Consider the following 2,339-nt stretch of genomic DNA (forward strand, 5'->3'; position numbering starts at 1 on the left):
GGGGGCTGGCCGTCGGCGTTCCGGTCCTGGCGGCCGGTGCTGCCGGCGGGGGTCGAACTGCTGGTCGCCCAGTTGCCGGGCCGGGGGTTGCGGGCCGCCGAGCCGCCGTTGCGGCGGGTCGAGCCGCTCGTCGACGGCCTCAGCCGCGCCGTCGCGGAGCTGCCGCCGCTGCCGTACGCCATCGTCGGGCACAGCTTCGGCAGCGTGCTGGGCTACGAGCTGACCCGGGCGATGGAGCGGGCCGGCCGGCCGCCCCGGCTGCTCACGGTGTCGGCCCGCCAACCGCCGTGCTTTCCCGGCGAGCCGCCGTTCGCGCACCGCCGGACCGACGCCGAACTGCTCGCGCACCTGGTGGAGATCGGTGGGATCGGCCCCGAGCTGCTGCACCGGGGGGACCTGGTGCGACCCGCGCTGGCCGCGATCCGGGCCGACCTCGAAGCCATGGAGACCTACCGCCGGCCGCCGACCGGGGTGGCGGTGCCGATCCTGTCGCTGGGCGCGGTGGACGACCCGGTGGTCGTCGCCGACCGGCTGCACCTGTGGGCGCTGGAGACGACGGGGGCCTTCACCCGCCGGATGTTCACCGGCGGCCACTTCTACCTGTACGCCCCGGACACTGCGGCAACCATCGCGGAACATCTTTTACAGCTTTGTTTCCCACATATGGCGGAACATCAAGAAATGTCCCACCCCAGTGCGACGCTGTCGCGCTGACCACTCCGCACGATCCAGAGAGGAACCACCTTGGGCACCACGAGCGAACCACAGCACCGGGCCAGCCCCCGGGAATGGCTCGGCCTGGCAGTCCTGGCGCTGCCGACGCTGCTGCTCTCCATCGACATGAGCGTCCTGCACCTCGCGGTGCCGCACATCAGCGAGAGCCTGCTGCCCAGCGCGCCGCAGATGCTGTGGATCATCGACATCTACGGCTTCATGATCGCCGGTCTGTTGGTGACCATGGGCACGCTCGGCGACCGCATCGGCCGGCGTCGGCTGCTGCTGATCGGCGCCGCCGCGTTCGGGGTCGCCTCGGTGATCGCCGCGTACGCCGACAGCCCGGCCATGCTGATCGCCGCGCGCGCCGCGCTCGGCATCGCCGGCGCCACCCTGATGCCGTCCACCCTGGCGCTGATCAGCAACATGTTCCAGGACGCCAAGCAGCGGGGGATCGCGATCGCCGTCTGGGTCACCATGTTCTCCGTCGGCATCGCGCTCGGCCCGGTGGTCGGCGGCGCGTTGCTGGAGTACTTCTGGTGGGGCTCGGTCTTCCTGCTGAACGTGCCGATCATGGCGGTGCTGCTGCTGGCCGGCCCGCGCCTGCTGCCCGAGTACCGGGACGCCGACGCCGGCCGGCTCGACCTGACCAGCGTGGCGCTGTCCCTGGCCACCATCCTGCCCGTCATCTACGGCCTCAAGGAGCTGGCCAAGGACGACCCGGGCCTGCTGCCGGTGCTCGCCATCGTCGCCGGCCTGGCCGTCGGCGTGTTCTTCGTCCGCCGGCAGCGGGGCCTCACCAGCCCGCTGATCGACCTGCGGCTGTTCCGCAACCGCGCGCTGACCACCGCCCTGGTGGCGATGCTGTTCAGCATGCTGATCGCCGGTGGGACGTACCTCTTCGTCACGCAGTACCTCCAGCTCGTGGTGGGGCTCTCCCCGCTGCGGGCCGGGCTGTGGCTGCTGCCGGCGGCGATCGCGCTGATCGTCACCTCGATGCTCTCGCCGGTGCTGGCCGGGCGGTTCGCCCCGGCGCACGTGGTGGCCGCCGGCCTGGCCGTCTCGGCGGTCGGGCACCTGAGCCTGGCCCTGATCGGCAGCGAGGGCGGGCTCACCCAGCTGGTGGTCGGCTTCCTCCTGGTCTACGCCGGGGGTGGACCGCTGATCGCCCTCGGCACCGACATCGTCGTCGGGTCGGCACCGCCCGAGCAGGCCGGTTCCGCCTCGGCCGTCTCGGAGACCAGCACCGAACTGGGCATGGCGCTCGGCGTCGCCATCCTGGGCAGCATCGGCACCATCGTCTACCGCAGCCAGGTGACCGTTCCCGAGGGCGCCGCTGCGGGCGACACGCTGGCCACCGCCGTCGCCGCCGCCGAACGGCTGCCCGGTGAGGTCGGTGCGACGCTGCTGGCCTCCGCCCGGGAGGCGTTCACCGACGGGCTGAACGTGATCGGCACGATCAGCACCGTGATCACCGTCCTGCTCGCCGTGGCGGTGCTGACCATGGTCCGCGACCGGCCGGCCGGTGCGGACGACGCCCCGGCGCGCGACGCCGACGCCGTACCGGCGCAGACCGCGCCCTGACCGGCTGCCCGCCGGGCCGCGCGCCCGGGAACTCCGGTCGT

The 2,339-nt window shown here is 72.8% G+C and carries 2 protein-coding genes; both read left to right on the forward strand.

Translation table 11 applies throughout. The features are described from left to right. On the forward strand, positions 1 to 714 hold a 714-nt coding region (locus H1A17_RS33915), incomplete at its 5' end, for a thioesterase II family protein (protein ID WP_194823802.1). Positions 715 to 840: 126 nt separating this feature from the next. Next, complete coding sequence (locus H1A17_RS33920) at positions 841 to 2,298, forward strand: MFS transporter (protein ID WP_145922891.1); 1,458 nt, start codon at positions 841 to 843, stop codon at positions 2,296 to 2,298. The last annotated feature ends 41 nt before the right edge of the window (positions 2,299 to 2,339 follow it).

Origin of the sequence: Micromonospora sp. S-DT3-3-22 (assembly GCF_015354745.1) — a bacterium.
Classification (GTDB): domain Bacteria; phylum Actinomycetota; class Actinomycetes; order Mycobacteriales; family Micromonosporaceae; genus Micromonospora; species Micromonospora wenchangensis.